Genomic DNA, 23,627 nt, shown 5'->3' with positions numbered 1-23,627 from the left:
TGCGGTGATGGCGGGCGCGGGTAGCGTCGGGTCATGCATGTGTCCTTCGATCCCTGGTCGCCCGCCTTCGTCGCCGATCCCTACCCCGCTTACGCCGCCCTGCGGGCCGCCGGCCGGGTGCACTGGTTCGAGCCGACCGGGCAGTGGCTGATCCCGCACCACTCCGACGTATCGGCCCTGCTGCGCGACCGGCGCCTGGGCCGTACGTATCTGCACCGCTTCACCCACGAGGAGTTCGGCCGTACGCCGCCTCCCGCCGCGCACGAGCCGTTCACCACGCTCAACGGGCAGGGGCTGCTCGACCTGGAGGCCCCCGACCACCCCCGGATCCGGCGGCTCGTCTCCAAGGCGTTCACCCCGCGTACGGTCGAGAACCTCGCCCCGACCGTACGGCGGCTGGCGGCCGGGCTGGTCGACGCGTTCGTGGCCAAGGGCGGCGGGGACCTGCTGGCGGAGGTCGCCGAACCGCTGCCGGTCGCCGTGATCGCGGAGATGCTGGGCGTGCCGGAGGAGGACCGGGGGCCGCTGCGGCCCTGGTCGGCGGCGATCTGCGGGATGTACGAGCTGAACCCGTCCGAGGAGACGGCGAAGGCGGCGGTCCGGGCGTCGGAGGAGTTCTCCGCGTATCTGCGCGGGCTGATCGCCGAGCGGCGCACGGCCCCCGGCGACGACCTGATCTCGGCGCTCATCGCCGCCCACGACGACGGGGAGCGGCTGACCGAGCAGGAGATGGTCTCCACGTGTGTGCTGCTGCTGAACGCGGGCCACGAGGCGACGGTGAACACCACGGTCAACGGGTGGCGGACCCTCTTCCACCACCCGGAGCAGCTGGCCGCCCTCCGGGCCGCCCCGGCCTCGCTGCCGACGGCCGTGGAGGAACTCCTGCGCTACGACACCCCGTTGCAGCTCTTCGAGCGGTGGGTGCTGGACGACATCGAGGTCGACGGGCAGGTGATCGGGCGCGGGGCGGAGGTGGCGCTGCTGTTCGGCTCGGCCAACCGGGACCCGGAGCGGTTCGCGGAGCCGGAGAGGCTGGATCTGAGCCGGGTGGACAACCCGCACGTCTCGTTCGGTGCGGGCATCCACTACTGCCTGGGCGCGCCGCTCGCCCGGATCGAACTGGAGGCGTCCTTCGGGGAGTTGCTGCGGAAGGCGCCCGCCATGCGGATGGTGGCGAAGCCGGAGTGGCAGCCGGGGTATGTGATCCGGGGGCTGAAGGAGCTGGTGGTGGAGGTGTAGGCGGCGCCTGCGCGGTCAGCAGGGGGAGCCGCAGTCCTGGAGTGCCTGGGGGGCGGCCAGGACGTCGAAGGCGTACCCGAAGGCGGCGATGCCCGCGAGGGCCGCGAGGAGCCCGAGCGCTGGGCGCCACCGGCCCCGGACGACGGCGAGGACGGCCAGGGCGGTGGCGGCTCCGCCGAGGGCCAGGACGGGGAGGCCGAGCCAGAGGACGGTGGGGTTGGTCTCGCCCTCGAAGGCGCCGAAGAGGCCCTTCCTGCCGTACGGGAGCCAGATCGCGATGCCCGCGAGGGCGCCGAGGAGGGCGGCCGCGCAGCCGATGGTGCCGGTGACGGCGTCTTGTCGGGTCTCCATGTGCGGGGAGACGCGGTGGGGTGCGGGCGCGGTTCCTCGAGCCCCGGGGGCGCTGCCCCCGAACCCCCGCTCCTCAAACGCCGGAGGGGCTGGAAGGGACACCCGGAGGGGCTGGAAAGGGCACCCGGAGGGGCTGGAAAGGGCACCCGGAAGGGCTGAGTGGTGGTCCTACCTCAGTGGGTACGACGAGCGGCCCGAGGCCTCGTCGATCTCGTCGTGGGCCTTGGTCAGGAGCTTCATCGCCAGTTCGTTCAGGGCCCTGGCCCCCGCGATCTCCTCGCCGACCCGCTGCTGGTCCTCGTCCGAGGGGTGGCGGCTGGCGTAGCCGTGGGCACGTACCTCGGTTCCGTCGGAGAGGCGGACGAGGGCCGCCGCGCGGGTGCGGTGGGAGTCCTCCTCGAATTCGAGGTCGATGTGCCAGCCGACAGCGACTCGGGGCATGGCGGTGCTGGTCATGGCGGTCACCTCCGCGGCCGATTCCCGGACATCTCCGCGTACGTATCCCGTACGTACCCCTCTAGCGTCCTCCTGTCGCCCCGTCCGCGCTCGCCGGGAGCGGCAGCATCAGCCCCCAGGCGCCCGCCCGCACGGTCCAGGTCCGGGTGCGGACCGGGCCGCCGGTCTGTATGTCGGCCCGGTAGCGGAAGTCCGAGCCCGAGACGGTGACGGCCTTGGCCTCCACCGTGACGTCCTCGCCGTCCGTGGTGCTGACCACCACGTCGGCCATGCCCCCGTCGCCCTGGGAGAGCACCGAGACGCCCCGCACGGGCGCGTCCAGGTCGCTCAGCAGCACCCCGTCCGCCTCGACCCGCAGCCGGTACGTCCCCGGGGGCGCGGTGGCGGCGCCCGGGGGCGCCGGGCGGACCAGGGACGTCATCAGGGAGCGGCAGGTGTCCCAGACGGCCGTGACGCCCGTGTGCGGGGCCCCCGCACCGGACGCCGGCGTGGGGGCGGGGATGCACAGCCGGCCGAGCACCACACCGTCGCTGTCGTCCACCAGCAGGTCCAGCCGCCGCACCGCCCCGTCCAGCGCCGTCCGCGCGGCCGCCACCGCGCCCCGGGGCACGCCGAGCGCATGGGCCACCTCCAGGGCGTGCGCGGCCCCCACGGGGATCAGGGAGAGGACGCCCCCGGCGAGCTCCCGCTCCCGGTGGAGCTGGGCCACGGCACGCAGCAGCGCGCGGTCGTCGCCGACCACCACCGGGCGGCGCGAACCCCGCCGGGACAGGGCCCGGGCGAACTCCTCCGGGGTGTCCGGAAGGCAGATCTTGGCGTGCGAGCCGGCGCTCAGCACGTCCTTCGCGATACGGACGGACTCGCCGTCGGTCCGGCGGGCGACCGGGTCGATGACCACCAGAAGCTGGTCGCCGCCGTCGCCGGGGGGCTCTGCAGCCGACACCTCGGTCCTTCCTCGGGTAGCATCTTGGTGCAAGAGCCCCTTGCGCTATTGCGCCAGGGGCTTCGTCTATTCCGGGGCACCCGGTTCGACGGCTCAGGCTTTGCCGTACATCGTCGTGCGGCAGGTACGACCTTTACGTACGCCCCCTGACCTTGGACATGCCCCGCCCGGAAGGGGTGTACGCCTGTGCCCGCACTTGTGCTGCTCGGTGCTCAGTGGGGTGACGAGGGCAAGGGGAAGGCCACCGATCTCCTCGGTGGATCCGTGGACTATGTCGTGCGATACCAAGGCGGGAACAACGCCGGTCACACGGTCGTCGTAGGCGACCAGAAGTACGCACTGCATCTCCTCCCCTCCGGAATCCTGTCGCCGGGCTGTACCCCGGTCATCGGGAACGGTGTCGTGGTCGACCCGGCGGTCCTGCTCTCCGAGCTGAGCGGTCTGAACGAGCGAGGCGTCGACACGTCCAAGCTTCTGATCAGCGGCAACGCTCATTTGATCACTCCGTACAACGTCACGCTCGACAAGGTGACCGAGCGCTTCCTCGGGAAGCGCAAGATCGGCACGACGGGCCGGGGCATCGGCCCGACGTACGCCGACAAGATCAACCGGGTGGGGATCCGCGTCCAGGACCTCTACGACGAGTCGATCCTGGAGCAGAAGGTGGAGGCGGCCCTGGAGCAGAAGAACCAGCTCCTGGCCAAGGTCTTCAACCGCCGGGCCATCGAGGCCGGCAAGGTCGTCGAGGACATGCTCCAGTACGCGGAGCAGATCAAGCCGTTCGTCGCCGACACGACCCTGATCCTGAACGATGCCATCGACGAGGGCAAGGTCGTGCTCTTCGAGGGCGGCCAGGGCACGCTGCTCGACGTCGACCACGGCACGTATCCCTTCGTCACCTCGTCGAACCCGACGGCGGGCGGCGCCTGCACCGGTGCCGGTGTCGGCCCGACGAAGATCAGCCGCGTCATCGGGATCCTCAAGGCCTATACGACGCGTGTCGGCGCCGGTCCGTTCCCGACGGAGCTGCACGACGAGGACGGCGAGGCGCTGCGGCGCATCGGCGGCGAGCGCGGTGTCACCACCGGCCGTGACCGCCGCTGCGGCTGGTTCGACGCCCCGATCGCGCGGTATGCGACCCGGGTCAACGGCCTGACCGACTTCTTCCTCACCAAGCTCGACGTCCTCACCGGCTGGGAGCAGATCCCGGTCTGCGTGGCGTACGAGATCGACGGCAAGCGCGTCGAGGAACTCCCGTACAACCAGACCGACTTCCACCACGCGAAGCCGATCTACGAGAACCTGCCGGGCTGGTCCGAGGACATCACCAAGGCCCAGACCTTCGACGATCTGCCGAAGAACGCGAAGGCGTACGTGAAGGCGCTGGAGGAGATGTCGGGCGCCCCGATCTCCGCGATCGGCGTCGGCCCCGGCCGGACCGAGACGATCCAGATCAACTCGTTCCTGTAGGCACCACGGCAGTACGGCACCACGGCAGTACGGAAGCAAGGCACCACGGCAGTACGCGCAGGGCCCCGGATCCTCAGCGGTCCGGGGCCCTGGTGCGTAGGCGACCGCTCCTCAGTCCTCGCCGCAGATCCGCAGCCCCTTCGGCGTCGCGCACGGCAGGTGGCCGTGGATGTGGATCACGTCCTGGCCGCGTCCCCGGCTCAGATAGCCGAGGAAGCTGGAGGCCAGGGAGTCGGCGGGCGGGCGGCCGAAGGTGTAGGCGTACTCGATCTCCCGGTACGGGTAGGGGCTGGTGCCGATCGTGTCGACGGACGGGTGGGCGCCGTCGATCGCGATGCGGTGGAGGCCGCGCGGCTCGCTGCCGGAGCGCAGTTCGCTGTAGCCGAGCGCGCCGTCCAGCCGGGCGACGGTGGCCAGGACCTGGTCGGTGCCGTCGAGTTCGCAGCGGGTCACCGGGGCTCGCGGGTCGTCCTTGGTGGCGCAGTCGCGGGAGGACTGGGCGGGTTCGTTACGGTCCAGGACCCGGCGCTGGAACACCTCCCGCGTACCGGAGTTGGCGTCCCGGCTGACGAGCAGGATCTCCAGGTCCGGGCCGCCGAGCTCCCGCCAGTTGCGGATCTCGCCCGCGTAGACGCGGCGGATGTCGGCGAGGGCGAGGTCACGTACCGGCACCCGGTCGTTCACGACCAGCGAGAACAGCGACACGGCGACACGGGTCTCGCGCAGCTCCGGGTGGCCGGGCGGTTTCGGGCCGTCCGAGAGGGCCACCAGCCCCGGTGAGCCGGAGCCCGACGACCGCGCGCCCTCGTCCGCGAGCTCGCGGATGCCGGAGTTGCTGCCGTGCGGGTCCACCTCGATCCGGGAGCCCTCGCACTCCTTCATGTACGTCGCGGCCAGCTCCCGTACGACGGGGGCGAAGGCGGTCGATCCCGTCACCCGGAGCTCGCCCCGGGCGCAGTCGAGCGGGGGCGGGGTGTCGTCCCGGACCAGGATGATCGCGGCGAGCGCCATGACGCAGACGGTCAGCGTCACGGTGATGAGCCGGGCGGCCCGGCCGAACAGCGGCGGTTTGTCGTCGGGGCGGGCGGCGCGGTTGACGGTCACCTCACCGTCCCGGATGCCCCCGGTGATCCGGATCGGGCTGCCGACGTCGGCGCCGGTCAGCAGCACCAGCAGCTTGAAGTGCTCGCCCCGGTTCAGCGGGACGCGGGGGAGCCGGATCAGCGATCCGCTGTGCCGCATCCCGGCGGCCGGGGTGAAGTGCTCCATGAGGTGGGCGGCGCCGGGGGGCTGGGTGACCGCTATGCCGCGTACCGTACGTCCGGTGAACTCGGCGGTCAGGCCGTGCAGTTCGCGCCCGGTGTAGTCGCTGTCGACGATGGACTGCGAGCCGTCGTTCTCGATGCGCAGCAGGACGAGCGTGGCGTCCGACATGTCGGGGGTCTCGCTGAAGAGCCCGAGGCGTACGTTGGCCCGGCCCTGGCTCACGTCGCTGCCGATGGGTGTGTCCATCTGGACGCGGTAGCCGATGCGTTTACGGCGGGGCACCCGGCGCTCGTACCAGAGCACCCCGATCGAGGCGAGGACGCCCAGCACGGCGGTGAGGACCGCCACGACGTTCTCGGCGCTGAACCACTCCACGGCTGCTCCCCCCGGTCCCCCGTGCTCGCGCGTCCGGGACCCGTTCCCCCGTGCCCCGGCCCCCGTGCCCGCGCGTCGGTGCGAGTCACCGTAGGCGGGCGGGGAGGGGATCGGGAGGGGCGGGAGGAGAGCGACGGCTGTTGTTCTCCCTTTGTTCAGGCGGTAGTTGAGCTTCCTGCCGGGGTCCCCTACCTGGGTCCCGGCACCGTCGCCGCCGGGGGGCTCCAGCGGCCGGTTCGGGCGGGCCCGGACGGGACGCCGTACTCCTTCTTGAGGTGCTCGGGGATCGCGTAGTGCATGACGCGCCCCCGGGTCAGGGAGGACAGCTCCAGCACGGTGGTGAGGTGGCCGATCCGGTCCAGGGCCCAGGCGCCCAGCGGGGAGCGGTCCTCGATGGTCTCCAGGACGCCGAGCAGGTGCGGGACGGCCTTGGCGACGGTGTCCCAGGGGGTACGGGGCACCTCCAGCCAGTCCGCGCAGGTGTCGCCCACGAGGTGGCGGATGAGGGCCGAGACGATCGGGTCGAAGAAGGTGCCGGGGACGACCTCCTCGTACAGGTCGATGAGCTGCCGGGTCAGCAGCGCGCCCTCGGGGGACGGGCCCATGTGCCGGATCATGTAGAGATCGAGGAACTCCCGTGCCTCCGCAAGGGACTTGGGTACGGCGTCCTGGTCGACTCCCAGCATCGCGCCGACCACCCGCCAGGCGTAGTAGTAGGCGTCCGCGCCCTCCTCGGACATGTGGACGCCGAGCCGGTGCAGGCTGTCCAGGACCAGCATCGAGAAGAACATCTGCCCGCCGATCATGTCCTCCTGGCAGATCGGCACCCCCGCGCCCTCCGTGTCCCAGGCGCCCTCGCGCCGCAGGTGGTGGCGGATCGAGGCGTGCAGGAGCCGGACCTTCTGCGCCGCCGGGATGAAGCGGCTGCCGGCCTCGAAGGCGTCCGGCTGCATCAGGTACACGGTGAACTGGCCGGTCTCCGCCATCCGCTTGGACGGGTAGCTCAGCCCGTGCGTCGCCGAGAGCAGCTTCGCCACGTGCGGGACGACGTAACAGGCGGGCATGGAGGCGAAGGAGAGGGCGGTGGAGATGTGCACGTTGTTGTCGATGAAGAACAGCCGGGCCTTCTCCATCTCGCCCCAGTCCACCCAGGACGGGGGCGCGGCGGTGGCGTTCAGGTACTCCCGGGCCACGTCCGGCAGACCGTCGGGGAGCGGGGCCCCGGCGGTGGAGACGTACCGCATGAGGGTGTTGAAGGTGCCGACCTCGCCGCGTTCGAAGAGGGTGGCGACCGTGGCGTCGGCGAGTTCGTCGCCGCTGTGGCGGAGGGCGTTCAGCGATGCCTGGGTGTAGGTCATGGCGGGGCACAGCCTTTCTGGTGGGTTCGCGTCGGGGAGGCGTCGGCGGTCAGGAACGGCGGACGGCCGCCGAGTGCGCCAGCCTGTTGAGGGCGGCGGCGGCGGGGCCGGGCAGGTCCAGCTCGTCGAGGGCGTGCAGGGCTTCCTCGACCCGGGCGGTGATCATGGCCTCGATACGGTCGGGGGCCTTCAGGCGGCGCATCACGTCGCGTACGGCGTCGGCGTCGGCGTCGGCGTCGGCGGTGCCGGTGCCTGTGCCGGTGTCGGCGGTGTCGGTTCCGGTGTCCTTGTCGGTCCCCGCCCCGGCCGCGAGCAGGGTGCGCAGGCGTTCCCGGTCCTCCTCCCCGGCCAGCCGCCAGGCCTCCGCGAGGAGGGCGGTCGGCCGGTGGCCGCGTACGTCGTCGGAGCCGTCCTTCCCGGTGAGCGCGGGGTCCCCGAACAGGCCCAGGAGGTCGTCCCGCAGCTGGAACGCCTCGCCCAGCGGCAGCCCGTACGCGGAGCAGCCCGCGCGCAGCCGTTCACCGGCCCCGCCCAGCAGTGCCCCGATCAACAGGGGCTGCTCCACGGTGTACTTGGCGGTCTTGTAGCGGACGACCTTGAGGGAGATCGTCGTGTCGGGGGCGGCGGACCCGGTGTGCAGGATCTCCAGGCACTCGCCCGCGATCAGCTCCCGTGCCAGTGCCGCCCAGAGCGGGCGGGCCCGGCCGAGATAGGCGGCGGGCAGGCCGCTGGTGACGAAGAGCTGACCGGCCATGGACATCAGCAGGTCCCCGGCGAGCATGGCCAAGGACCTTGCCGCCGAGGCGGGTTGTGGATGGTCCCGCACCGCCTCGCGCAGGGCCAGGTGTGCGGTGGGCCGGCCGTGCCGCAGCGGGCTGTCGTCGATCAGGTCGTCGTGGACGACGGCCGCCGCGTGCACCAGCTCCATCGAGGCCGCCGCCCGCACCAGGGCGTCGCTGTCGGGCTGCCCGGCTGCCCGCCAGCCCCAGTAGCAGAAGGCCGCCCGGAGCCGCTTGCCGTCCGCCACGGCCGTCTCCACCGCGTCCGCCACCGGGCCCAGGGAGCTGTCGATCGCGGTGAGTTGACCGGCCTCTTCGGCGGCGAAGCGGTGGAGCACCTGGTCCACCCGGGCTTTGAAGGCGCCCGGCTCCCACCCCTCAGGCACGGTCACCGTCACGGCCACGGCCACCGTCACGGCCGCCCTCACCGTCTCCGCCGTCGGCGCGCTGGGCGATCACGTGGCGGGCGAGCACCTCCAGGTGGGCCGGGGGCGCGGTCGCGTACCGGTCGAGTGCGAGGCGGCCGCGTGCGATCAGGTCCTGCTCGGCCCCGGCCGCCAGCTCGGCCGTGTCGGACCGCAGCAGCAGCCCGCGTACGGAGGTGAAGGCCGCGCCCACCGTGGTCACGGCCAGGTCCGCGAGGCCCGCCGCCAGCAGCACCGCCTGCTCGCCCGGTCCGCCGACACCCTCACGTGTGTCCGTGGTTCGTTCCATGCCATCCCCCAGCCGCAGTGTGTCCGGAGCCGCAGGGGCCCGGGCGGCGCCGCGTCCGTCCGCGCCGCGCCATCGAGTCTTGCCGGGGGCGGGTGGCCGAGGGCGGCTGAACTCACCAACGAGTGATCGGCGGCTTTCAAACCCGCCGCCCTCCGGCGAGGTGCGCGTCCCGCATGCTGGACACGCCCCAATCTTTTACCTTCCGCCTCCCTCCTGTTCACGGCTTGATCCGGATCGACTCCTTCCGGAATCAGGCCAGTTGAGGGGGGTAATGGCATCGTTCTCACGGGCGGCGGCGGGACGGTGCGGGGCGGGCGGGCATATTCACGGAACCTGGTCTAGACCTTGACAGGTCCAGACCATCGTCGCTTGAGTATCGGCACCCCCACGGCGGCGCACGGCCGGACGTCGCGCCGCGTCTAAAGGAGTGTGTCCACGTGATCAGACGTGTCCTCAGCCTGCTGGTCGCGCTCGCCGCGGTCGTCGCGGCGCTCGTCGTCCTCCCCGCGGCCACCGCCCAGGCCGCCACCTGCGTCACCGCCTGGAACTCCTCGTCCGTCTACACGGGCGGCCAGACCGCCTCGTACAACGGCCGCAACTACACCGCCAAGTGGTGGACCCAGAACGAGCGGCCGGGCTCCTCCGACGTCTGGGCCGACAACGGCGCCTGCGGCACGGGCGGGGGCGGCGAGCAGCCGGGCACCGGCTTCGTCGTCAGCGAGGCCCAGTTCAACCAGATGTTCCCGAACCGGAACTCCTTCTACACCTACAGCGGCCTCACCGCCGCCCTCAGCTCCTACCCGGCCTTCGCCAACACCGGCAGCACCGAGGTGAAGAAGCGCGAGGCCGCGGCCTTCCTCGCCAACGTCAGCCACGAGACCGGCGGGCTGGTGTACATCAAGGAAGTCAACGAGGCCAACTACCCGCACTACTGCGACACCAGCCAGTCCTACGGCTGCCCCGCGGGCCAGGCCGCGTACTACGGCCGCGGCCCCATCCAGCTGAGCTGGAACTTCAACTACAAGGCCGCCGGTGACGCCCTCGGCATCAACCTGCTGGCCAACCCCTACCTGGTGGAGCAGAACGCCTCCGTGGCCTGGAAGACCGGCCTCTGGTACTGGAACACCCAGAACGGCCCCGGCACCATGACGCCGCACAACGCCATCGTCAACAACCGCGGGTTCGGCGAGACCATCCGCTCCATCAACGGTTCGATCGAGTGCAACGGCGGCAACCCGGCGCAGGTCCAGAGCCGGATCAACAAGTTCACGCAGTTCACCCAGATCCTCGGCACCACCACCGGCTCGAACCTGAGCTGCTGATCCCCGCCCGCTGATTTCCACCCGCTGATCCCTCGCGTGTGAACCATCCCGTACGGGGGGTGCGTCCCGGCCGCTGCCGGAACCGCACCCCCCGTTCCGGCGTTCCGGGGCCGTGGTGGACGAGGGCGGGGTCCGGCCGCAGGGCTAGGGCGTGTCCGGCGCACGCGATCGGCCGACGAGCGGGCCGGACTCCGCACGGGGAGGTCCGGCCCGCTCACGCCGGCGTGCGGGAGGTCCTCCCCGGCTCACTCGGTGTACGTGGAAGTCCGCCCCGCCTCACAGCAGCGGCGGCTTCACCGACATCAGCAGGTGCCGGTGCGCGTCCGACCCCGCCTCGCCCGTGACCATCGCCCGCTGCCCCGCTCCCATCATCAGCAGCCGCAGCGACGGCTCATCGAACGAGGCCAGGGCGTCCGCCAGATACCCCGGGTTGAACGCCACGGTGATCTCCCGGGCGCCCTCCAGCGTCGCGGGCAGCCGCTGGGACGCCACGTCGTCCTCGTAACCGGCCTGGAGGTGTACGGAGTTGTCGGCGGCGGAGAACGCCATCTGCACCGGGCTGTCCCCGTCGGCGACCACCGAGACCCGCTTGACGGCCTCCACCAGCCGCGCCCGGCCCACCACCGCGACAGCGGGGTTCTCCATGGCGAACAGCTTGTCGTGGCGCGGGAGCCGCCCGTCCAGGAGCCGCACGGTGGTCCGCATCCCCGCGTGCTCGAACCCCGCCGATCCGGCGTCCAGCGCCACACTCACCAACCCGGACCGGCCCAGCGACCGCGCGATCTCGGTCAACCGCCGTGCGGAGACCAGCACATCGGCGCTCTCGCCGCCTGCCACAGCCGCCTTCCACGGCAGCGTCCGCACGGCGAACCGGTACCGGTCGGTCGCCGCGAGCGTCATCGTCCCGGCCTCCGCGTCGAGCCCCAGCCGGATCCCGGTGAGCGCGGGCAGGGTGTCGTCCCGCCCCGCCGCCACCGCCACATCGGCGACGGCCGCCGCGAACTCCGCCGCCTCCACCGCACCCCGCACCTGCGGGAGCGACGGCAGCGCCGGGTAGTCGTCCAACGGCAGCACGGACAGGCCGAAGCGGGCGCCGTCCCCCGACACCGTGAACCGCGAGCCCTCCACCGCGCACTCCACCGGCCCGTCCGGCAGCACCTTGCAGATGTCGAGCAGGCGCCGCCCCATGACGAGCACCTTCCCCGGGCGCAGCACCTCGGCGGCCTCCACGTCGATGCGCGCGGACGCCTCGTAGTCGAGCCCGCTCACGCGCAGCCGCCCGCCCTCGGTGTCCAGCAGGAGCCCGCCCAGTACGGGAACGGGGGAGCGGACCGGCAGGACGCGGGCGGCCCAGGACACGGCTTCGGCCAGGGCACTGCGCTCGATGCGGAACTCCACGGTGGGGCCTCTTCTCACAGGTCGTCGGAGACCGACGACGTTAGAGGCCACCACTGACAACCGGCTGGTGCAGGAGCGTTCCGGCACCGGCGACAGCGACCACCCCCGTGAGCCGCTGCCACCCGTACCCGGAACACCACGTTCGGACCATAGACCGGTGGGTAGGGACACGGGGAGGTTCAATGCGCCCAGTGGGACGCCGACGGGGGTAACACTCCGCACAGTGATGCGCAGCGGTGCGCAGCGGTGCGCAGTGATGCGCAGTGGTGCCCAGGGGTGTACGGGGACGTACGGGGACGTACGGGGATGCACAGTGGTGATCGGGGGATCATGTGCGAGCACGACAGCGCGACGACGACCTGCTGAGGATGCAGCGGCTGGCCCGCAACGGCGGAACGGCCGGCCTGCTGCGCTGGCTGGCGGGGCGCGCCGACGGCTGGGCCGGAATCGCCCGCTCCGACGGGACCCTGCTGAGCGCGTCCGGGGCGGCCCCGAGCGGCCCCCTGACCGCACCGGCCGACGTCCCCGACGTGCCCCGGCTGATCGCCGAGGGCGTACGGGCGCTGACCGAGCGCGGGGCCCTGGCGTACTCCCACGACACCGGCGCGCACACCGTCCTCCTCTTCCCGCTGCCCGGCCCGCACGACCCGCACGCCGAGGACCGGGGCGCCGCCCCCCTCCTCGCCGTCGTCACGCCCCGGCCCGTGGCCGCCGGGCTCGCCACCCTGCTGGCCGACGTGCTGATGCCGCTCTCCCTGTGCCGGGAGGCCGAGGCGGTCGAGCGCAAGCGGCGCCGGGTGGACCTCGCCGAGTCGCGCGGCCGGGAGGCGGTGCTGCACCTGCTGATGACGGGCCAGCTCTCCATCGCCCAGCAGGTGGCCGGTGCGCTGCGCCCCCGCCTCCCCGACCCCGTACGGGTCTGTGTCGTGGAGTGCCCCGGGGACAGCCGGGACGAGGTGGCCCGGGTCTGCGCCGAGGCGGACGGCGGGCGGTCCTGGATCGTGCGGTGTCCGGTCTACGCCCGCCACCTCATCCTCGTGAGCCCGGACGGCGGGACCGCCACCGACGAGGCCGTGGCCGCCCTGGTGGACCGCTGCGTGGTGGGTGTCAGCGAACGGGTGCCGCTGGCCGACACCGCCACCGGCTACCGCCAGGCCTTCCATGCCCTGGCCGTCGCCCGCGAAGTGCCGGGCCGTCACGTCCGGTTCGGCGCCGCCCCGGAACCGGCGCTCGTCGTCGGCACCGCCGGGCGGCGGTGGGCCGAGGCCCTGCTGACCCCGCTCCTGACGTACGTCCCGCGCCGGGCCCAGGACCCCGGGAGCCAGGAGCTCGCGGCGACCGCCGCGTCCTGGCTGGCCTTCTCGTCGCACGCGACCGACCACCTCAAGGTTCACCGCAACACCCTGGCCGCCCGCCTCAGGCTCATCGGCGAGCTGCTCGGCCTCGACCTCCTCCGGCTGGCCGACCAGGCGGCGCTCGACCTGGCCCTGCGTATCCGCGCCACCCCGGCCCCGGTCTGCACCCCGGACCCGGGCCCCGCGAACGATCACACCAGCGGACAGCGCGACGGCGGGGCGGCGCCCGGACACGCGAACGGGGCGGCGCACGGCCTCGATGAGGTCCTGCGCCGCCCCGCCGTCCAGGAGTGGGCGCTCCGCCAACTGGCCCCGGTGGCCGGGGCGGCCGAGGAGACCCTGCGCACCTGGCTGCGGTGCGAGGGCCGCCTCGGCCCGACAGCGGCCGAGCTGGGCATCTCCGTCCCCGGCGCCCGTAAGCGCCTCACCCGGTTGGAGACCGTGCTCCAGCGCTCGCTGCTGCGCCCGCCGAGCGCCCGCTACGACCTGTGGCTGGCGCTACGGGCCCGCGAATCAGCGGCGGAGGAGGCTACTTCGTGAAGATGAAGTACTTCCACGCCGAGTGCGTCGTGGAGTTGACGCTGTCACCGGAGGAACCGTTGACGTACGAGGTGCGCACGCGCATCTTGTAGCCGGTCTCGTGCGGCCCCTCCAGCGTCACGATCGACTTGCCGCTGGAGCCGAGCGCGAAGTACTGCTGACCCGCGTCGTACCAGGTGCCCTGGTAGTTCAGCTGAAGGGTCAGCAGGTGCTTGCGGCCCTTGTGGTAGGTCATGTTCGTGGTGAAGTCGGGGTTCTTCTTCTTGCTGTAGTACGCGTAGGAGGTCTTCCCGATCTTCGCCGTCTTGTACTGCTTGGACAGCTTCAGCGAGGCGTTGACCTTGGCGTACGCGGTCGACTTCACGGTCTTCGGCGCGTACCGGGCGTCACCCGCGAACACGGCGGTGACCGTCGTGTCGCGCTTCATGTTGACGGTGACGGACAGGTTGCCCTTGGAGTTGACCTTCGCCTTCTTGACCAGCTTCTTCGGCTTGTCGGCGCCGAAGGGGTCGGCCCACAGCTCGACGACGCGGTTCTTGTGCGTCTTGCCGAGGGTCGCGGTGAAGGAGACGTTCTTGTTGTACGCGTAGAGCGCCTTGTTGCGGTTCAGCTTCAGCGAGACCGCGGCACGCGACACGGTGACGGAAGCGGACGCGGACGCGGCGGTGTGCTTGGCGGAGCCCGCGTAGGTGGCCTTGTAGGTCACCTTGCCACCGGCGGGCGGGGCGTCCTTGAAGGTGAACGCGCCCTTGGCGTCCGTCTTCACGGTGCCGAGCGACTTGCCCTTGGGGGACTCGACGTCCGTACGGGTCACGGTGACCGGCGTGCCGGCCGGGAGCGCCACGGAGGCCTTGATGGAGCCCTTGACGGTGAGCGCCTTGGCGCGCGTCGCCTTCGCGGGGGCGCTGATGCTCAGGGTGGCGACGGACCGCGTCGGGTCGGTGAGGACCCGGAAGGACCGAATCCCCTCGCTGTTGACCGAGACGGCGAACAGCCGGCTGCCGTCGGGCGCCCAGGCCAGACCCGCCGACTCCAGGAGGTCCGACCCGCTGTGCGTACCGGTGTTGGGGAAGTCGTACGTCCGCACCGGGACGGTCTTGGACGCGCCCTTCGGGTAGATGTAGATGTCCGGGTCGTACGAACCCTCGATCCCGGCCGCCACCGTCCCGTTGGGGGCGATGTCCACGGCGTTGGGGTAGTGCTTCGAGGTGTAGCCCTGCTCCGCCCGCAGGTCGGACGTCCGGTACACCTGGTGGAAGTACGGCGCACCACTGGCGACGACGAGCTGGGTCCCGTCCGGGCTCACCGCGATGTCGCTCACGTTGCTCGCGTCCGACCGAAGCTTGGCGGTCCGCTCGGCGGTGCCCGACGCCACGTCGTAGACCGCCAGCTCGGCCGGGCTCGAACTCTCCTCCGCCGCGGCCAGCTTGTCCGGCGCACCGGGCGAGGAGGCGAGGACCGGCGCGGAGTACCACGTACGGTCCGGCTCCTGGTCCAGCGTGACGACCGGCTCCTCGCCGGACAGGTCCAGCGAACCGATGTTGCCCTCGGTCGCCGCCCCGTAGCCGAACCAGAGCTTCCCGCCCGCCAGGGCCGGGTGGGTCGGCCGGGTGCCCAGGCCGATGTCGTAGCGCGCGGACTCGGTCAGGGTGGCGGTGTCGATGGCCACGATGTGGTCGGAGGCCGCCACCCCCGCGTACAGCGTGCCGGAGTCGGCCGACAGCTCCAGGCCGGTCACGCCGGGCAGTTCGCCCAGGACGCGGACGACCTTGCCGGAGTAGTCCGTGGCGAGGATCTGGCCGGACTGAGGGTCGCTGATGAACACCCGCTGGTGCACACCGTCGGCGACGATGTCGCCGAGCGAGGTTGCGGGAAGGATTCTGCTGCTGTCGGCGGCGGCAGTGCCCGCCGTACCGCCGACGAGCACCACGGAACTGAAGAGGACCGCGAACGCCGTCGCGGTCGAAATTCTGCGCGTGCGCACAGTTACTGATACCCCCACGGTATGAAAGGGGCCGCGCGTCACCCGAGATGAGAGAGAAGAGCTGGGGCGCGGCCAGGATCGCAGAATAAGGCACGTCGCTGACAACGCAGCACACTTTTCGCGCCCCCTGCTGCCCCACGCGCACGCGAGCGCGGGGACGTGCCCGGGGAGGAGGCCGGGAGGTGGACGGGGCCTTAACCGATTGCCGCCGCCGAACCCCGTCGGATAGGAAGCTCGCATGCTCACAGGCGGAAGGATCGGGCTCCGGGCCCGGCACGAGGACGACATACCGGTCCTGATGACCGAGCTCTACAACGACGTGGTCTACGCCGCCCGGGCCTCGGGTGTGCCCTGGCGGCCGCTGTCACCGGACGCCAAGGACTCGCCGCTGTCGGTGGACGCCGAGGAGAAGGAGGACCGTATCTCCTTCTCGGTGGTGGAGCTGGAGGGCTCCACGGTCATCGGTATCGCGGCGCTGTGGGGCATCGACACCCACAACCGGTCGGCCCACATCGGCCTCGGGCTGGTGCCCGCCGCCCGGGGCAAGGGGTACGGAACGGACGTCGTCGCGACCCTGTGCCACTACGCGTTCGCCGTGCGCAGCCTGCACCGGCTCCAGATCGAGACGCTCGCGGACAACACGGCGATGCAGCGCTCCGCCGAACGCAACGGCTTCGTCCGTGAGGGGGTCCTGCGCTCCTCGGCCTGGGTGCTGGGCGAGTTCATGGACGAGGTGCTGCTCGGCCTCCTCGTCGAGGACTGGAAGCAGGGCCCCTCCTAGGAGCTGTCCGGCCGATCATGCGGGAGGGGCGCCGCATGACTCGGTTTCGGGCACGAGGACGTCACGGCCGGAGCACGATCCGGAGCAGCTGCGCGGACTCCGCGCCTGACGATTCCCGAAGTCGCTGCCAGTCGCTTCGATTTGGACCAAGGTGGTACCTGGGTGCCGGAGTCCAGGGGACGTGGGGAAGACATGGGTGTAGGCGGGCGAGCGGCCGGGCCGGCGAATTTCGCCGGAATGACGGAGAGCGTTCTGGAGGCGATGGGGCTCGGGGGTGCCCAGATCGAGGCCGCCGATCTGCAAGGTCTGGAGGCGGCGCTCGACCGCGTCAATGACGCGATCCAGCATGTCGATCAGTTACCCCGAATCAGCTTGAAGGCGTGGGTCGTCGCCGCTGACGAGGGCGTCAGCCTGCTGCCGGTCCTGCTGCAGCGGAAGAGGCTCATCGTTGACCGGCTCAATGAACTGCGCAGCGAGCAGAAGATCTCGGGCCTGCGCGAGCTCATCGACCGGCTGCCGCAGGGCGAGGATCGACAGGCGCTCATCGACCAGTTGGACGATCTGGAGCGGCAGTCCGTCGAGTCCGAGGCTGCGATGCGGGCCGTGGCCTCGGAGGAGAGCACACTCCAGTTCCAGCGTGAGCGCGATGTGGCGCTGCTGAAGATCCAGTTATCGGAACGCCGGTGGTCCTACCGCTCGAAGATGCTCGCCCGTGATGCGATCGCGCCGATGGTCGGCGCGTTCCTTCTCGTCGGGCTGGCCGTCACGTTGGTGGTGGCGATGTTCCTGGGCACGACCGTCTCCGAGCTGATCAGCAACAGCTTTCTGATCGTCCTGGGCTACTTCTTCGGCCAGACGACGGAGCGCCGGGGCCAGCCGGAGAGCCCGGGCGGGCAGGGCGACAGGATCTAGAGGGCCTTCGAGGGCTTCGCGCCCGGCCGTCGGTTCGCCGGCAGCGCGCAGGCCGGTGAGCCGCCCGGCAGGCGGGTGCGGTTGGCGGCAATGAGCCGGTAGGCCCCGTGGGCGATCCACCGCACCGGCGGCAGGGTGAGCAGGCCGCCCAGCCACGCCCAGCCGCCGCCCGCGCTCAGCAGGAGCTTGGCGACGGCCTGCGCGCCGCCGTACACCGTGCCGAGCGGCGAGACCCACAGCACCTCGTGCTCGGCCCGCTCCTGGGCGATGCCGAGCGCGTCCAGGTCGGCGAACTGCCACGGGGTGACGGTGCAGCGCGGCCGCACCCACCGGTTCAGGACGTTCACCGAGGTCGTGCAGAAGGCGCAGTCGCCGTCGTAGACGAGAACGGGTACGGGTACGGGTACAGGGTGCGTGGGCATGAGTCCATCCTGCATCCCGCAGCGCGCCGGATGCAGGACGGCTCACCTCACGACTGGAAGTTGCCGCCCAGCAGCAGCCCGCTGTCCCTCGGCAGCCCCAGCCCGCCGGGCCCGAAGGACACCGACGAGGCGTAGACGGGCTTGGACGCACCGCCCGGCAGCACCCACACCCCGCCCTGGCCGTTCTCCCAGGCGGCCCCCACCACCAGCTCCGGCCGCCCGTCCCGGTTCAGGTCCCCGGCGCTCACCGTCGCGCCGAACGCGTCCTCCGCCTCGACCGCGCCCGGCACCCCCGCCGTGTCCTGCGAGAAGGTGTACGAGCCCGCCCCCAGCTGCCCGGCCGCGCGCCCCGGAACCACCACCACGGTCCCCGCACGCGCCTTCGTCCCGATGGCCTCGCCCGGCGCGCCGACGATGATCTCGGCCTTCCCGTCCCGGTCCAGGTCCGCGACCGCCACGGAGGCACCGAAGTCGTCGTGCCGCTCACCGGAGCCCGGCACGCCCGCCGTGTCCTGGTGGACGGTCATCGGCGCCTTGTCGTACGCCACCCCGTTCGCCGACCCGAACCAGACGTGCACGGCCCCGCCGAGATGGCCGTAACGCCCCTCGGCGGTCAGTTCGTCCGGATCGCCGACGACCACGTCCCCGTAACCGTCGCCGTTCACGTCCCCGACGGCTGAGGTGAGCCCGTCCCCGCCGGTCATCCGGCGGTCCGACGGGCTGACCTCCACCAGGGAGTTCACGTACACAAGGCCACCGCTCCCCCCGCCCGCGCGCCCGGTGACGAGGACCCGGTCGGCCGCCTTGTCCCCGTTCAGATCCCCGTACGAGGCGGAGCGCATCCAGCCCGTCTCGTCGTGCAGGTACGACGACTTCGGCTTCCCGGCCCGCGTGAAGGGCCCGGTCAGCCGGGTGGTGTTGTTGTTGTTCACGACGAGGATCTGAGCCCCGTCCGGCCCCGACCAGGCAGCGACGTCCCGCCCCGCGTTGCCGTTCTTCTCGACCAGGGTCGGCAGCGCGGCCCCGGAGACGAGACCGTTCTTGCTGCCCCACAGGACCACCGCAGAACCGGCCGCCTGCGTGGTCCCCACGCTCTCGTACGGGATACCGACGACCACGTCCGCGTACCCGTCCTTGTCCAGGTCCGCGATGGCGCTGGACGCCCCGAAGCGGTCGTTGGCCTCGGCCGCCCCCGGCACCCCCGGCGAGTCCTGGGTGATCACGGCCCGCTTGGCAGCGGAGACCCCCTTGGCCGACCCGTAGAGCACGACGAGGGCCCCGGCCGCCCACCGCCCCTTGACGGAGGCCCCGGGCGCGGGCAGGACGACGTCCCGGTACCCGTCCCCGTTGATGTCCTGCGGCACCGGAACCGGCGCGGCGACCGCCGTCCCGTCGGCCAGCGTGCTCGCGGCGACGGTCATGGCCGCGAGCGCGGCGAGCGTGGCCGTACGCGTACGGGTACGTCTGTTCATCATGTGGTGCCCCCCACCCCTGAGTTGAACGTTCTGGTGGGGGTATTCAGTCATGCCCGGTCACGGGACCGCCGAGCGGGGTCAGTCCGCCCAGGTGACGAAGGCGGACCAGGCGTCGGGGGCGACGGCGAAGGCGGGCCCGTCGGTGACCTTGGAGTCACGGATGTGGACGGCGTGAGGGCAGGCGGCGACCTCGACGCACTCGCCGCCGCTGCCGCTGCTGTAGGAGGACGTACGCCAGTCGAAGGCGACCTCGATGCAGTCGCCGCCGCTGGAGCTGCTGTAGCTCGACTTGAACCATCGAAGCGTGCTGCTCATTCCTTCACTCCTGCCAACCGCATGATGAGGTCCAGCGATTCACGAGGACCCAGGGCCTGTGACCGGATCTTCGCATAGCGCTGGGCGTAGGTGCTCACCTTTGCCGGGTCGCTGATGAGCAGGCTCTCGTCCTGCGGCTCCAGATAGACGAGATGTTCATGCTCCGGAGTCTCCAGCAGGCTCATCGAGCCACGATCACCCGCGTACTCCCCATACTTCCCGGCATCCATGGGCAGCACCAGCAGCGTGACATGGCGCCGCCGCGCACACTCCACGAGATGAAGCAGCTGCTCCCGCATGATCTCCTCGCTGCCGATGAAGCGGCGCAGAACGGACTCGTCGATGATGATCTCGATCATCGGCAGCGGGTCGCGGTCGAAGAGGGCCTTGCGCGCCATCCGCAGTTGGACCAGCTCCTCCACCCGCTCGTCGGAGAGCGGCGGATATCCGCCACCGATGAGCGCCCGCGCGTACGCCTCCGTCTGGAAGAGCCCGTGGATGACGTTCGCGGCGAACAACTGGAGGCTGATCGCGGCCTGCTCCAACAGTGCGTAGTCCTTGAACTGCTCGGGCAGCCGTTCCATCCGCATGTACAGCCGCGCCGTCTCGAAGACATCGCTGCCCTCGCTCAGCACCCGCTTCAGCGCCACCAGCATCGCGTCACTGGCGGGCTGCGCGCACGTCTCCATGGCGCTGACCGCAGCGGCCGAGTAGCCGAGCTCGTCCCCCAGTCGGTCCTGCGACCAGTCCCGCTGTACACGCAGCATGCGCGTCACTTTGGCCACCAGCTTCGCCGCCGGACTGGCCGTCTCCTTGTTCTCCGCACTTGCCATGAGGTGATCTCTTTTCGACTCAACCGAACTCAACCGGTCACTACGCGACGTGGCTGAAATCAGCTGCCCAACAGCGAAGTTCGTGCAGGTCAACGGGTGTGCGACGCCCCTCGCCAGTCGTAGAGAACGCTAGGTGATCGGGGTCACAATCGCCCCTGTGAATGCACTGAATGGTGAACGCAATATCGGGTGGGTCCCGGACTCGGGATTCCAACTCCGCAAGGCGGGCGTGCAATTCGACGCGGTCCGCGTGGACGGCGAGACAGGGCGGCGGCTGGCCGACCTCATGGAGGAGTTGGTCGGCGGTGAACCGGGCCCGGTGGTGACCGAGGCGAACGGTCGGCGCGGGGTCTACTTCCTCGTACCGCGGGCTCGACGGTGCACCGCTGCTGGCCGCGCGAGGTCACGATCCTGAACTCGACGAGGCACCGGGTGAGTTACGTACCGGTCCCGGCGCTGGGGGGCGGGACGTGGCCGCTGTCGTGGCGGTACCCGCCGACGGGGCCGACGCGGTTCGTCCACACGCTGATCCTGATCAACGCGGCGGAGTCGCTGCTGTACTACGGCCGAGATAGGTGACGGGCCCCGGATCCGGGACGGCGATCTCGTGGAAGCCGACGCGGTCGTAGAAGGCGCGTGCGGGGGTGTTGCTGGTGAGCATGGAGAGGTGGACCGCCGGAACGCCCCGGGCGTGGAGCGCGTCGAGGAAGGTCTCCATGAGCCGGCGCCCGTACCCGTACCGCTGGTGACTGGGCAGCAGGTCGATGTGGAGGTGGGCCGGATAGGCGTCCAGCTCCGGCAGCACCATGCGCTCCGGGTCGTGCATGAGGCCGGTCATCATCTCGGCGGGGGTTGACGGGGAGTGCGGCTGTACGGGGGCGGGGTAGCGGTCCACCAGGCCCGGGAGCCACTCGGCGCGGTAGCGGGCGACGAAGGACGCGGTGTCCGCCGTACCGAGGATGTAGCCGACGGCCCGTCCGCCGTCCTCCACGACGAAGGCGAGGTCGGGTTCGAGGACGACGTAGGGCGCGGCGAAGATGTTCGGCAGGAGGTCGGGGTCCTCGTAGAGGTGGCGGGAGTCGCCGCCTTCGTGCCCGGTGCGTACGCAGATGTCGAAGAGGGCGTCGCGGTCCTCGGGGAGGTACGGGCGGAGGATGGCGTGGGTCATGGCGCCGATCCTTGGGGTTGCGGGAGCGCTCCCGCAACTGGGTTTCGGGCAGGGGTGGTTGGGGGTGACCGATGCGCCTCGACCTGGCCTTCGACGTCCCGGTCACCGGCGACTCCCTCGCGGGCACCTCCCGGGCCGGGCGGCTCCCGGCCTCCCGGGTCAGCGGTCTGCGGCGTACGGACCGGGCGGAGTCCTGGGGAGAGCGGTAACCGCCTGGTCGCAGCCCGGACGCAGGAGGCGAAAGGCCCTGTGGCGGCGGTGCGCGCGACCGTACGCTTCAGGCGCACATCCGTTTCCCCCGTCCCCCAGCTGGATAGCAGAGGCGCCGCTCTCATGAAGGACCTGCCGGTCATGGACGCACCCACCCGACGCTGGCGCGCCGCGCTCTTCCTCTTCATGTTCGCCGCCGGGGTGAGCCTGGCCTCCTGGGTCGCCAGGACCCCCGCCGTACGGGACGCGCTGGACGCCTCCACGGGTGCCATGGGGCTGGTGCTGTTCGGTCTCTCGGTCGGCTCGATGGGGGGTGTGCTCATCTCCGGCGGGCTCGTGCGCAAGTACGGCGGCCGGCCGGTGATCGCGGTCGGGGCGGGGCTGTTCGTCGCCGGGCTGCTGGTGATCGCCGGGGGCACGGCCCTGGAGGTGTCCGGCGGGGTCTTCGCCGGACTGGCCCTGTTCGGGGCCGGGATGGGGCTCGCGGAGGTGGCGTTCAACATCGAGGGCGCCGCGGTGGAGCGGGCCGCGGGGCGCCCGGTCCTGCCGGTGCTGCACGGCTGCTTCAGCCTCGGTACGGTCTTCGGCGCGCTGCTGGGGATGGGGCTGACGGCGGTGGCGTTCCCGGTCGGCTGGCACCTCACGGCGATCGCCGTCGCCGCCGCGGTGGCCGGGCTGTGGACCGTACGCGCCATCCCCTCGGGGACCGGGCGCGAGGAGACGGGGGCCGGTGACGGGGAGCGGACCGGGGGCCTGCGCGCGCAGTTGGCTGTGTGGAGCGACCGGCGGCTGGTGCTGATCGGGCTGATCGTGCTGGCCATGGCGTTCGCGGAGGGCTCCGCCAACGACTGGCTGCCGCTGCTGATGGTGGACGGTCACGGGACGAGTGCGACGGCGGGTTCGCTGACGTTCATGCTGTTCGCCGTCGCGATGACGACGGGCCGGTTCGCGGGCGGGCCCCTGCTGGTGCGGTTCGGCCCGGCGGCCGTGGTCCGGGCGAGCGCGGTCGTGGCGACGGTGGGGGTGGCGCTGGTGATCTTCTCGTCCAGCGCGCTGCTGGCCGGTGCGGCGGTCGTGCTGTGGGGCCTCGGCGCCTCGCTGGGCTTCCCGGTCGCGATCTCGGCGGCGGGGGAGGGCGAGAAGGAGGCCGCGGCCCGGGTCGGGGCCGTCGCGACGGCGGGCTATGTGGCGTTCCTGGTCGGGCCGCCCGCGCTGGGGTTCCTGGCCGACCATGTGGGCCTGCGGCTGGCGATGATCGTGGTGTTGGTGCTGCTGGCGGCGGCGGCGCTGGTCGCGGGGGCGTTGCGGCCGGCGGGAGGAGCGGTGCGGCGTACGGACGCGGCGTCCTCTTCTTCCGCGGAGGAGTCGTCCGCTCAGTCCGACCTGGTGTAGATCAGGCTCTCGCCGGACGCGGTCGTCGTCCGGCGCAGGGTGCCGTCCGGCAGGAGGGTCAGCTCGGTGGCCTTCCCGGGCGAGCAGGAGGCGGCCGGGCGGCCCACGGAGACGGTGGAGGGGCCGATGCGGACCGGTTCACCGTCGGCCGGACGGGCGGCCAGGGGAGCGGTGAACTCGCAGTGGTACGTGGCGCCCAGCGCCAGGGGGCCTTCGGCGGTGAGGGAGAGGACATGGTCGCCGACGTCGCCCTGGCGGATGGTCAGCTTCCGGGTGGACGCGCCCCGGTCGCCGGGGAGGGAGGCGGACCAGGTGCCGAGGTAGTCCTCCGGGACGCCGCCGTCGTCGGTGCCCGCCGTGTGGCCGGAGGCGGAGGAGGACGGGCCGGGGGTGGGCGTGTCGCCGCCCTTGCTGTTCATGAACGCGTACACGGAACCGCCCGCGCCTGTCGCCACGACGATCGCGACGGCGATGAGAGCGGCCGTCGCTCCGGTGGAACGGCGCGCGGGGGTGGGAGCGGGGGCCGGGGCGGGCGTGAAGTAGGCCTGGGGGAGGGGGGTGTTGTACGC

Annotated in this window: 22 protein-coding genes and 2 pseudogenes; 9 read left to right on the top strand and 15 right to left on the bottom strand. The window is 71.7% G+C overall.

Annotated features, from left to right (window positions below):
* Positions 1 to 33: 33 nt before the first annotated feature.
* Positions 34 to 1,239, top strand: a complete 1,206-nt coding sequence (locus IF17_RS0126835; protein WP_030570946.1) for a cytochrome P450 — start codon at positions 34 to 36, stop codon at positions 1,237 to 1,239.
* A gap of 15 nt (positions 1,240 to 1,254) precedes the next feature.
* Here the strand turns inward: IF17_RS0126835 and IF17_RS0126830 are convergent, their stop codons facing one another.
* From IF17_RS0126830 to IF17_RS0126820, 3 genes are all read right to left on the bottom strand, one after another.
* Positions 1,255 to 1,590, bottom strand: a complete 336-nt coding sequence (locus tag IF17_RS0126830) for a hypothetical protein (protein WP_030570943.1) — start codon at positions 1,588 to 1,590, stop codon at positions 1,255 to 1,257.
* A gap of 168 nt (positions 1,591 to 1,758) precedes the next feature.
* Positions 1,759 to 2,031, bottom strand: coding sequence for a DUF1876 domain-containing protein (locus IF17_RS0126825; RefSeq protein ID WP_030570940.1), 273 nt, complete (start codon positions 2,029 to 2,031; stop codon positions 1,759 to 1,761).
* Between the two features lie 76 nt (positions 2,032 to 2,107).
* Positions 2,108 to 2,989: a diacylglycerol kinase family protein gene (locus tag IF17_RS0126820; RefSeq protein WP_030570937.1), complete on the bottom strand. Its 882-nt coding sequence runs from the start codon at positions 2,987 to 2,989 to the stop codon at positions 2,108 to 2,110.
* 186 nt (positions 2,990 to 3,175) lie between these two features.
* Here IF17_RS0126820 and IF17_RS0126815 point away from each other — a divergent pair, with 186 nt between their 5' ends.
* A complete protein-coding gene (locus tag IF17_RS0126815; protein ID WP_026241849.1) occupies positions 3,176 to 4,459 on the top strand; it encodes an adenylosuccinate synthase in 1,284 nt (427 codons plus the stop codon).
* Between the two features lie 111 nt (positions 4,460 to 4,570).
* On the opposite strand, the gene IF17_RS0126810 is transcribed toward IF17_RS0126815, so the two are convergent.
* The 4 genes from IF17_RS0126810 to IF17_RS0126795 all read right to left on the bottom strand — a co-directional run bounded on the left by IF17_RS0126810 (position 4,571) and on the right by IF17_RS0126795 (position 8,951).
* Positions 4,571 to 6,100: a substrate-binding domain-containing protein gene (locus tag IF17_RS0126810; protein ID WP_030570934.1), complete on the bottom strand. Its 1,530-nt coding sequence runs from the start codon at positions 6,098 to 6,100 to the stop codon at positions 4,571 to 4,573.
* Positions 6,101 to 6,288: 188 nt separating this feature from the next.
* The gene (locus IF17_RS0126805) at positions 6,289 to 7,458 is read right to left on the bottom strand and encodes an oxygenase MpaB family protein (RefSeq protein ID WP_030570930.1); all 1,170 of its coding nucleotides are present in this window, start codon (positions 7,456 to 7,458) and stop codon (positions 6,289 to 6,291) included.
* A 49-nt stretch (positions 7,459 to 7,507) separates the two neighbouring features.
* A complete protein-coding gene (locus IF17_RS0126800) occupies positions 7,508 to 8,647 on the bottom strand; it encodes a polyprenyl synthetase family protein (protein ID WP_244890551.1) in 1,140 nt (379 codons plus the stop codon).
* On the bottom strand, positions 8,616 to 8,951 hold the full coding sequence (locus tag IF17_RS0126795; protein WP_030570924.1) for a hypothetical protein: 336 nt from the start codon (positions 8,949 to 8,951) through the stop codon (positions 8,616 to 8,618). The genes IF17_RS0126800 and IF17_RS0126795 overlap by 32 nt, the downstream gene beginning before the upstream one ends.
* Before the next feature lie 437 nt (positions 8,952 to 9,388).
* Between IF17_RS0126795 and IF17_RS0126790 the strand changes: the two genes are divergently transcribed.
* A complete protein-coding gene (locus IF17_RS0126790; protein ID WP_030570921.1) occupies positions 9,389 to 10,273 on the top strand; it encodes a glycoside hydrolase family 19 protein in 885 nt (294 codons plus the stop codon).
* A gap of 276 nt (positions 10,274 to 10,549) precedes the next feature.
* Here the strand turns inward: IF17_RS0126790 and dnaN are convergent, their stop codons facing one another.
* Complete coding sequence (gene dnaN / locus IF17_RS0126785) at positions 10,550 to 11,671, bottom strand: DNA polymerase III subunit beta (RefSeq protein WP_030570918.1); 1,122 nt, start codon at positions 11,669 to 11,671, stop codon at positions 10,550 to 10,552.
* Positions 11,672 to 12,039: 368 nt separating this feature from the next.
* On the opposite strand from dnaN, the gene IF17_RS0126780 reads away from it, so the two are divergent.
* Positions 12,040 to 13,566: a helix-turn-helix domain-containing protein gene (locus IF17_RS0126780; RefSeq protein ID WP_030570915.1), complete on the top strand. Its 1,527-nt coding sequence runs from the start codon at positions 12,040 to 12,042 to the stop codon at positions 13,564 to 13,566.
* On the opposite strand, the gene IF17_RS0126775 is transcribed toward IF17_RS0126780, so the two are convergent.
* Complete coding sequence (locus tag IF17_RS0126775) at positions 13,556 to 15,550, bottom strand: hypothetical protein (RefSeq protein ID WP_030570912.1); 1,995 nt, start codon at positions 15,548 to 15,550, stop codon at positions 13,556 to 13,558. The two genes, IF17_RS0126780 and IF17_RS0126775, sit on opposite strands and share 11 nt — an antisense overlap.
* Before the next feature lie 238 nt (positions 15,551 to 15,788).
* Between IF17_RS0126775 and IF17_RS0126770 the strand changes: the two genes are divergently transcribed.
* On the top strand, positions 15,789 to 16,331 hold the full coding sequence (locus tag IF17_RS0126770; RefSeq protein ID WP_030570909.1) for a GNAT family N-acetyltransferase: 543 nt from the start codon (positions 15,789 to 15,791) through the stop codon (positions 16,329 to 16,331).
* Positions 16,332 to 16,568: 237 nt separating this feature from the next.
* Positions 16,569 to 17,243 carry a hypothetical protein gene (locus IF17_RS0126765; RefSeq protein ID WP_030570905.1) on the top strand — a complete coding sequence of 225 codons (675 nt, stop codon included), beginning with the start codon at positions 16,569 to 16,571 and terminating at the stop codon, positions 17,241 to 17,243.
* Here the strand turns inward: IF17_RS0126765 and IF17_RS0126760 are convergent.
* The 4 genes from IF17_RS0126760 to IF17_RS0126745 all read right to left on the bottom strand — a co-directional run bounded on the left by IF17_RS0126760 (position 17,240) and on the right by IF17_RS0126745 (position 20,288).
* Entirely contained in the window at positions 17,240 to 17,665 is a 426-nt protein-coding gene (locus tag IF17_RS0126760) for a thiol-disulfide oxidoreductase DCC family protein (protein ID WP_030570902.1), read from the bottom strand. The genes IF17_RS0126765 and IF17_RS0126760 overlap by 4 nt on opposite strands.
* Before the next feature lie 47 nt (positions 17,666 to 17,712).
* The gene (locus IF17_RS0126755) at positions 17,713 to 19,140 is read right to left on the bottom strand and encodes an FG-GAP-like repeat-containing protein (RefSeq protein ID WP_030570900.1); all 1,428 of its coding nucleotides are present in this window, start codon (positions 19,138 to 19,140) and stop codon (positions 17,713 to 17,715) included.
* A gap of 78 nt (positions 19,141 to 19,218) precedes the next feature.
* Positions 19,219 to 19,455: a DUF397 domain-containing protein gene (locus tag IF17_RS0126750; protein WP_030570896.1), complete on the bottom strand. Its 237-nt coding sequence runs from the start codon at positions 19,453 to 19,455 to the stop codon at positions 19,219 to 19,221.
* Positions 19,452 to 20,288 (bottom strand): DUF5753 domain-containing protein, encoded by an 837-nt coding sequence (locus tag IF17_RS0126745; RefSeq protein ID WP_030570893.1) that lies wholly within the window; start codon positions 20,286 to 20,288, stop codon positions 19,452 to 19,454. Before IF17_RS0126745 ends, IF17_RS0126750 begins: the two co-directional genes overlap by 4 nt.
* A 157-nt stretch (positions 20,289 to 20,445) precedes the next feature.
* Here IF17_RS0126745 and IF17_RS1000000139935 point away from each other — a divergent pair.
* Positions 20,446 to 20,867: pseudogene (locus IF17_RS1000000139935) on the top strand (hypothetical protein).
* On the opposite strand, the gene IF17_RS0126740 reads toward IF17_RS1000000139935, so the two are convergent.
* Positions 20,824 to 21,456 (bottom strand): GNAT family N-acetyltransferase, encoded by a 633-nt coding sequence (locus IF17_RS0126740; protein ID WP_030570888.1) that lies wholly within the window; start codon positions 21,454 to 21,456, stop codon positions 20,824 to 20,826. The pseudogene IF17_RS1000000139935 and the gene IF17_RS0126740 overlap by 44 nt on opposite strands.
* 71 nt (positions 21,457 to 21,527) lie before the next feature.
* On the opposite strand from IF17_RS0126740, the gene IF17_RS1000000139055 reads away from it, so the two are divergent.
* Complete coding sequence (locus tag IF17_RS1000000139055) at positions 21,528 to 21,665, top strand: hypothetical protein (RefSeq protein WP_157851175.1); 138 nt, start codon at positions 21,528 to 21,530, stop codon at positions 21,663 to 21,665.
* A 124-nt stretch (positions 21,666 to 21,789) separates the two neighbouring features.
* Complete coding sequence (locus IF17_RS0126730; RefSeq protein WP_030570885.1) at positions 21,790 to 23,058, top strand: MFS transporter; 1,269 nt, start codon at positions 21,790 to 21,792, stop codon at positions 23,056 to 23,058.
* Here the strand turns inward: IF17_RS0126730 and IF17_RS0126725 are convergent.
* Positions 23,040 to 23,627: pseudogene (locus tag IF17_RS0126725) on the bottom strand (serine/threonine protein kinase); the annotation flags it as partial. The gene IF17_RS0126730 and the pseudogene IF17_RS0126725 sit on opposite strands and share 19 nt — an antisense overlap.

Origin of the sequence: Streptomyces cyaneofuscatus (genome assembly GCF_000718135.1) — a bacterium.
Classification (GTDB): Bacteria; Actinomycetota; Actinomycetes; order Streptomycetales; family Streptomycetaceae; genus Streptomyces; species Streptomyces cyaneofuscatus.
Note: the sequence above shows the minus strand (reverse complement) of the source record. Positions and strands in the feature narration are given on the sequence as shown.